The organism is Streptomyces sp. TRM64462, assembly GCF_013362995.1.
Taxonomy (GTDB): Bacteria; Actinomycetota; Actinomycetes; order Streptomycetales; family Streptomycetaceae; genus Streptomyces.
Map to the genome: position 1 here is coordinate 1 of NZ_JABWDV010000055.1, position 6,933 is coordinate 6,933.

Annotated in this window: 6 protein-coding genes; 2 read left to right on the forward strand and 4 right to left on the reverse strand. The window is 73.6% G+C overall.

The annotated features are described in order from the left end of the window. Positions 1-277: 277 nt before the first annotated feature. A complete protein-coding gene (locus HTZ82_RS02705) occupies positions 278-1,135 on the forward strand; it encodes a (2Fe-2S)-binding protein (protein ID WP_175407622.1) in 858 nt (285 codons plus the stop codon). 105 nt (positions 1,136-1,240) lie between these two features. Here the strand turns inward: HTZ82_RS02705 and HTZ82_RS02710 are convergent, their stop codons facing one another. After that, complete coding sequence (locus HTZ82_RS02710; protein ID WP_175407623.1) at positions 1,241-2,212, reverse strand: carbohydrate kinase; 972 nt, start codon at positions 2,210-2,212, stop codon at positions 1,241-1,243. 220 nt (positions 2,213-2,432) lie between these two features. Here HTZ82_RS02710 and HTZ82_RS02715 point away from each other — a divergent pair, with 220 nt between their 5' ends. Continuing rightward, complete coding sequence (locus HTZ82_RS02715; protein ID WP_175407624.1) at positions 2,433-3,494, forward strand: DUF2637 domain-containing protein; 1,062 nt, start codon at positions 2,433-2,435, stop codon at positions 3,492-3,494. Between the two features lie 117 nt (positions 3,495-3,611). Here the strand turns inward: HTZ82_RS02715 and HTZ82_RS02720 are convergent, their stop codons facing one another. From HTZ82_RS02720 to HTZ82_RS02730, 3 genes are all read right to left on the reverse strand, one after another. Beyond that, the gene (locus HTZ82_RS02720) at positions 3,612-4,070 is read right to left on the reverse strand and encodes an ATP-binding protein (RefSeq protein WP_254711576.1); all 459 of its coding nucleotides are present in this window, start codon (positions 4,068-4,070) and stop codon (positions 3,612-3,614) included. 136 nt (positions 4,071-4,206) lie between these two features. Beyond that, positions 4,207-5,949 (reverse strand): pyruvate dehydrogenase, encoded by a 1,743-nt coding sequence (locus tag HTZ82_RS02725; protein ID WP_175407626.1) that lies wholly within the window; start codon positions 5,947-5,949, stop codon positions 4,207-4,209. A gap of 27 nt (positions 5,950-5,976) precedes the next feature. Next, positions 5,977-6,933, reverse strand: a 957-nt coding sequence (locus HTZ82_RS02730) for a protein phosphatase 2C domain-containing protein (RefSeq protein ID WP_175407627.1), incomplete at its 5' end; no start/stop codon positions are given.

Sequence of the window (6,933 nt, forward strand, 5' to 3'; positions counted from 1 at the left end):
CGTCCCCGGAGGCCGGTGCCGCGGCGTCCCGGGAAGCCGGTGCCACGACGTCCCGGGAGGCCGGTGCCGCGGCGTCCGGGGACGCCGGTGCGGGTGCCGTCGCCTCCCGTGCCCTGCCCTGCTCCACTCGGGTCCTCCTGCCGCTGCGTACCAAGGCCCGGCTCGCGGTGGATGGGGCCACTGTGCACGATAGGCGCAGGGGCTCACGGTTCACACATCGATCAGATCGGGTAAGGTTAGGCTAACCTGCAAACGATCGTGATTCGGTGGTCCCTGCATGTCCGTCCCCGCGTTGCTGTCCACCCTCCCCGGCTCTCCGGTCGCGGACTCCTATGCCCGTCTCGCCACGGTGTTCCCGGGTCTGCTGGTACGCGAACTCGCCGCGGACGAACGGACACCGCGGGACGACGGCTGGGTCGGCGCGGACGAGCTCGCCGCCGGAGGCCCCGCCCTCGACTCCTTCCTCGCCTGGGACGACGCGCAGGTGCTGCGCGACTACGGCCGCCAGGCCCGGCCCGACGTCGTCGCCAGCTTCGGTCTCCACCGGTACGCCTGGCCCGCCTGCCTGCTGGTGACCGTCCCGTGGTTCCTGCACCGCCGGGTGCCGCGCGTCCCGGTCGCGGACGTCGCCTTCCAGCGGGCGCTCGGCCGCATGGCCGTCCGCGTACGGGAGTTCGCCTGCCTGCCGGACGATCCGGCCGCCGTCCTGCCCGGCGCCCGGGTCGTCCCGGACGAGGAAGCCCTGCGCGGTGAGGTGCGGGCGGCCGTGGCCGAGCACCTGGGCCCGGTCCTGGAAGGGTTCCGGCCCCGGATGCGGCGCGGCAGCCGCGCCCTGTGGGGCATGGCGACCGACGAGATCGTCGAGGGCCTCTGGTACGTCGCCGGGCTGCTGGGCGAGGAGCCCCGGGCGATGGCGGAGCTGGAGCTGCTGCTGCCGGGCACCGCCAAGCCGTACGTCGGCACGGCCGGCTTCCGCGAGCTGACCGCCCCGGACGGCCGCGCCCTGCCCACCCGCGACCGCGCCAGCTGCTGCCTCTTCTACACCCTGCGCCCCGAGGACACCTGCGTCACCTGCCCCCGCACCTGCGACGACGACCGGGTCCGCAAGTTGACCACGGCAGCCGCCGCCGGCTGACATCGGGGGGCTGAAATTCAGCCCGTCCGGCGTTTGAGGACGAGCGCCGTTCAGGCGCGATACGGGGGTCTGGGGGCGGAGCCCCCAGTTGCGGGAGGCCGCGGTCTACAGCCCGTCCGCCCACGGCGGGTTCGCGCCCGGGACCGCGCAGGTCAGGGCCGCGACCCGGGTCGCGTACGCACAGCAGGCCTCCGTCTCCCCGGCCGTGAGCCCGTCCAGGCGGCCGCCGAGCCGCCCCAGTCCCGCCAGGGCGTGCAGCAGGCCCGCCGTGAACGCGTCGCCCGCGCCCACCGTGTCGACGACGTCGACCGACACCGCCGGGACCCTGACACGGGTGCCGTCCAGGGACGCGAGGGCGCCCCGCTCCCCCAGGGTGACCACGACGAGCCGGGCACCGGCCTCGTGCCAGCGGTCGCAGGCCTCCTCCGGGGCGGCGCCGGGCAGCAGCGCGGCGAGGTCGTCGTCGCTGAGGCGGAGGATGTCGGCCAGCGCGCACCACCGGCCGAGCCGCGCCCGGTAGGCGGCGGGCGGCACCAGCAGCGGCCGGACGTTCGGGTCGACCGACACGGTGACCCGGTCCCGTACCTCGGCCAGGTACTCCTCGACGCGCGGCCCGCCGGGCTCCCGGATCAGGGCGAGGGAGCCGGTGTGCAGGCAGGCGGCGCCCTCCAGGGGCGCGGCGGCGAGCTCCTCGGCGGTCCACTGCCAGTCGGCGGACCCCTCGGCGTGGAAGGAGTAGGCGGCCCGTCCGTGGGCGTCGAGGTCCGCGACGGCGAGGGTGCTGGGTTCGGCGGCCGTGACGCAGCCGCCGAGGTCCACGCCGGAGGCGGCGAGACGGGCGCGGAACATCCCGCCGAACACGTCCTGCGACAGCCGCCCGATGAAGCGTGTGCGGGTGCCGAGCCGTGCGAGGGCGACCGCCGTGTTCGCGGGACCGCCGCCGGGCAGCACCCGCAGCGACAGGCCGTCGGAGTACGTGTCGCCGGAGTCCGTGCCGTCGGAGTCCGTGTCGCCGCCGGCCCGGGTGAAGGCGTCCGCGACGCACTCGCCGAGAACGGTGATCTGCTGCCCGGTCATGCCCCCACACCGTAGACGACACGGCGCGTCACGCCACCCGGCAGAGTGGGATCGATCGAACGCGACCCAGCGGCCACGCACAGCGGTTCGAGTCAATCGCACCTATTTGTATGCCCTGCCGCCCCAATGGCGTTCTCTTGCCCCGAAACCCCATGACGCACCCCGCGGGTCGGCCAATATGGCGCACCGAAACGCTGTACTGCGATGCGAGGGACACCGCATGAGACTGACCGACATATCGCTGGACTGGCTGCTCCCGGGCGGTGTGATGCTCGCCGGAGCCGTGGCGGCGGTGGCGGTGCTCGCGCGCGGCAGGCGCGCCGCCGGTGAGAAGGCCGCGGCCGACGACTCCTGGGAACGCAACGAGGAACGCCGCCGCCGCAAAGAGGCGATCTACGGAATCGCCTCCTACCTCCTCCTCTTCTGCTGCGCGGCCGTGGCCGCCGCGCTCTCCTTCCACGGGCTCGTCGGCTTCGGCCGGCAGAACCTCAACCTCTCCGGCGGCTGGGAGTACCTGGTCCCGTTCGGCCTCGACGGCGCCGCCATGTTCTGCTCGGTGCTCGCCGTGCGCGAGGCCAGCCACGGCGACGCGGCGCTGGGCTCCCGGCTGCTGGTGTGGCTGTTCGCCGGGGCGGCCGCCTGGTTCAACTGGGTGCACGCCCCGCGCGGCATCGGCCACGACGGTGCCCCGCAGTTCTTCGCGGGCATGTCGTTGTCGGCGGCCGTGCTGTTCGACCGGGCGCTGAAGCAGACGCGCCGGGCGGCGCTGCGCGAGCAGGGCCTGGTGCCGCGGCCGCTGCCGCAGATCCGGATCGTACGGTGGCTGCGGGCGCCCCGCGAGACGTTCGCCGCGTGGTCGCTGATGCTCCTGGAGGGCGTCCGCACACTGGACGACGCGGTCGAGGAGGTCCGTGAGGACCGCCGCGAGAAGCAGCAGAACCGGCGTCGGCGGCGGGAACAGCAGAAGCTGGACCGGGCGAGGCTGCGGGCGTTCAACCGGCAGCACCGGGCCTGGGGCATCGGGCGCGGGGGACGCCAGGTCGAGGTGCAGAATCTGAACTCCGCGTCGGGCTCCGCCTCGGCCGCCGTCGGGGCGTCCGTCGCGGAGCCCGCCATAGCAGAGCCAGGACAACTGCCGCACGTCTCCAGGCCCTCCCTGCAGGCCGTGAAAGGACCTGAGCCCCGCACGGTCGATCTCACCGCGGAGGACGACACCCAGGCCATCCCCCGGCTCGACTCACTGGAGCAGAAACTGAAGAGCCTGGAGCAGCAGTTCGGCTGAACCGCCGTGCTCTCCGCTCCGCCACCGACGGGTCCGTCTGCCCCGGCAGGCGGGCCCTTCGCCGTCCACGACGCACGGATGCCGTTCGAGTGCCGTTCGGTCAGCGACTCAGGGGCGTCATTCGGCCGGCTTCACGTCCGACAGTTCGAACCACACCACCTTGCCGACGCCCTGCGCCTGCACCCCCCACGCGTCGGCCAGCGCCTGCACCAGCAGCAGGCCTCTCCCATGGGTGCCGTCGTCCGTCACCGGCGTGTACGGGTCGGGCAGTTCGGCGACGAAGTCCCGTACCTCCACGCGGAGCGTGGACGGTCCCAGGAGCGCCGTGACGACCGCGCCGTGCTCGGTGTGGATGAGGGCGTTGGTCACGAGTTCGCTGGTGAGGAGCTCCGCCGTGTCCGCCGGATCGGAGGCGATCCGGTGGGCCCATAACGCGCGCAGCGCGCGCCGCACTCCGGCGACCCCGGTGAGGTCGCCCGCGGCGACGTGCCGCCGCAGCCGGATCGCGCCGGGTATCGCGCCGGGTATTCGGTCCCGCCCGTCCGTCATGGGCTCGATCTCTGCCTGACGCCCCATCATCGTCCCGCCCCCACGTCATCGGCCCTTCCCTCGAACAGGCTCACGGGATCCATGCCCTCGCCTTCCCCGCGTCACGCCTGGGAACCACCGACGGGTGGGCGCACGGAGGGGAGCAGTGGGGCACAGCGGGGTGTCAAGGTCGCGGGATGTTCCGCACGTTGGAGCGGGCCATCTGCAGCATCCGGCCGACGCCGCCGTCCAGCACGATCTTGCTGGCGGAGAGCGCGAAGCCGGTCACCATCTCGGCACTGATCTTCGGTGGGATCGACAGGGCGTTCGGGTCCGTGACGATGTCGACCAGGGCGGGGCCCTTGTGCCGGAAGGCGTCCTTGAGGGCGCCCGCCAGGTGTTTCGGCTTCTCGACGCGTACGCCGTAGGCGCCCGCGGCGCGGGCCACGGCGGCGAAGTCCGGGTTGTGGTTGGCGGTGCCGTACGAGGGAAGGCCGGAGACCATCATCTCCAGATCGACCATGCCCAGCGACGAGTTGTCGAACAGGACGACCTTCACCGGCAGGTCGTACTGGAGGAGCGTGAGGAAGTCGCCCATCAGCATCGCGAAGCCGCCGTCGCCGGACATCGACACGACCTGGCGGCGCCGGTCGAGGAACTGGGCGCCGATGGCCTGCGGCAGGGCGTTCGCCATGGAGCCGTGGCTGAAGGAGCCGATGATGCGGCGGCGCCCGTTGGGTGTGAGGTAGCGGGCGGCCCAGACGTTGCACATGCCGGTGTCGACGGTGAACACGGCGTCGTCGTCGGCGAGTTCGTCGAGGACGGACGCCACGTACTCCGGGTGGATGGGGGTGTGCTTCTCCACTTTGCGCGTGTACGCCTTGACCACGCCCTCCAGGGCGTCGGCGTGCTTCTTGAGCATCTTGTCGAGGAAGCGCCGGTCCGTCTTGGGACGCACCCGGGGCACGAGGCAGCGCAGGGTCTCGCGGACGTCGCCCCAGACGCCGAGGTCCAGCCGGGAGCGGCGGCCGAGCCGTTCGGGCCGTACGTCGACCTGGACGATCCGGACGTCGTCGGGGAGGAACGCGTTGTACGGGAAGTCGGTGCCGAGCAGGATCAGCAGGTCGCACTCGTGGGTGGCCTCGTAGGCGGCGCCGTAGCCGAGGAGGCCGCTCATGCCGACGTCGAACGGGTTGTCGTACTGGATCCACTCCTTGCCGCGCAGGGCGTGGCCGACGGGTGCCTTGACGCGTTCGGCGAACTGCATGACCTCGGGGTGCGCGCCGGCGGTGCCGCTGCCGCAGAAGAGGGTCACGCGCTGGGCCGCGTCGACCATGCGGACGAGCGCGTCGATCTCGGCGTCGCCGGGGCGCACGGTGGGGCGCGCGGTGACGACGTCGTGCGCCCGGGTCTTCTCGGGTGCGGGCTGCGCGGCGATGTCTCCGGGGAGGGCGACGACGCTGACGCCGCCGCGCCCGACGGCGTGCTGGACGGCGGTGCGCAGCAGGCGGGGCATCTGCTGCGGGCTGGAGATCAGTTCGCTGTAGTGGCTGCACCGCTGGAAGAGCTGGTCCGGGTGGGTCTCCTGGAAGTAGCCGAGGCCGATCTCGCCGGACGGGATGTGGGAGGCGAGGGCGAGCACGGGGGCCATCGAGCGGTGCGCGTCGTACAGGCCGTTGATGAGGTGGAGGTTGCCGGGGCCGCAGGAGCCGGCGCAGGCGGCGAGGCGGCCGGTGAGCTGGGCCTCGGCGCCGGCCGCGAACGCGGCGGTCTCCTCGTGCCGCACCTGCACCCAGTCGATGCCGCGGGTGCGGCGTACGGCGTCCACGACGGGGTTGAGGCTGTCGCCGACGACTCCGTACAGCCGCTCGACGCCGGCGTGGACGAGGATGTCGACGAACTGTTCCGCCACGTTCTGTCTGGCCATGGGTCCATCCACGCACGGACCGCGCGGTCACGCCTCCCAGACGGCCACCGCCGTACGGTCATCGGCGTACCCCTTCACCCTCAGCTGGGTGTCGGCGAGGAACGCGGCGAGGCCGGGCGGCTGCGCGGCGCCGTCCCAGCGGGCGGCCAGCTCGTCGGCGAGTGCGGGTTCGCAGCGCAGCGGCTCGGCGAGTCCGGCGCCCGCGAGGAGCAGGGTGTCGCCGGGGCGGGCGATGGAGGCACGGAAGCGGAACGGTACGGCGGGCGGCGGGAGCGGGTCCTCGATGTAGGGGGCGCCGGGGTGCGGGGTGACACCGAGCCGCAGGGTGAACCGGTCGCCGCCGGACCCGGCTTCGGGGACGCGGCCGGCTTCCGGGGGCGGTGATCCGTAGCCGACGACGGGCTCGCCGGTGAGCGTCCCGGAGTCGGGCAGCGGCGGCTCCAGGTCCTGCCAGGCGCCGTCGCGGAGCCGGAACAGGCCGCCGGGTCCGACGCCGAAAAAGACCCGGGTACGGCAGCCGGGGTCGGCCGTCAGGAGCAGACAGCGCAGGTCGGCGGTGTACGTGTACGTGTCCTGTCCGGCGCCCCGTTCGGCGGCGCGTTCGGCGCCCCGTTCGGCGGCGCGGGCGCGGAGCTTGCCGTAGGCGCGGTCGGTGAGCCGGTGCAGCCCGGACTTGAGGTCCTCGCGGCGGCCGGCGGCGATGTCCTGCGCGAGGCGGGTGTGGCTGCGCCCGACGGCCTCGCCGATCCAGCGGCACGCGTCGGCGGCGGCGAGGTGCGAGCCTTCGGCGCCGCGGGTGCCGGTGGCGACGGCGACGAGCACGAGGGCGTCGTCCCCGGCGCCGAACCGCGCGGTGAGCAGCGCGTCCCGGCGCGGCTCGCCGCGGTAGCGGGCCGAGTCGCCGCGCACGGAGGCCGCCCGCAACGTGAACGTCCCGTACCGGGCCCCGTCGAGCACGGTGTCCGGCACCAGCTCCCCCAGGGC

Coding starts and splice junctions, on each gene's coding strand:
- HTZ82_RS02725 (WP_175407626.1), bottom strand. CDS start 5,949: ATGGCCAGACAGAACGTGGCGGAACAGTTCGTCGACATCCTCGTCCAC.
- HTZ82_RS02710 (WP_175407623.1), bottom strand. CDS start 2,212: ATGACCGGGCAGCAGATCACCGTTCTCGGCGAGTGCGTCGCGGACGCC.
- HTZ82_RS02715 (WP_175407624.1), top strand. CDS start 2,433: ATGAGACTGACCGACATATCGCTGGACTGGCTGCTCCCGGGCGGTGTG.
- HTZ82_RS02720 (WP_254711576.1), bottom strand. CDS start 4,070: ATGGGGCGTCAGGCAGAGATCGAGCCCATGACGGACGGGCGGGACCGA.
- HTZ82_RS02705 (WP_175407622.1), top strand. CDS start 278: ATGTCCGTCCCCGCGTTGCTGTCCACCCTCCCCGGCTCTCCGGTCGCG.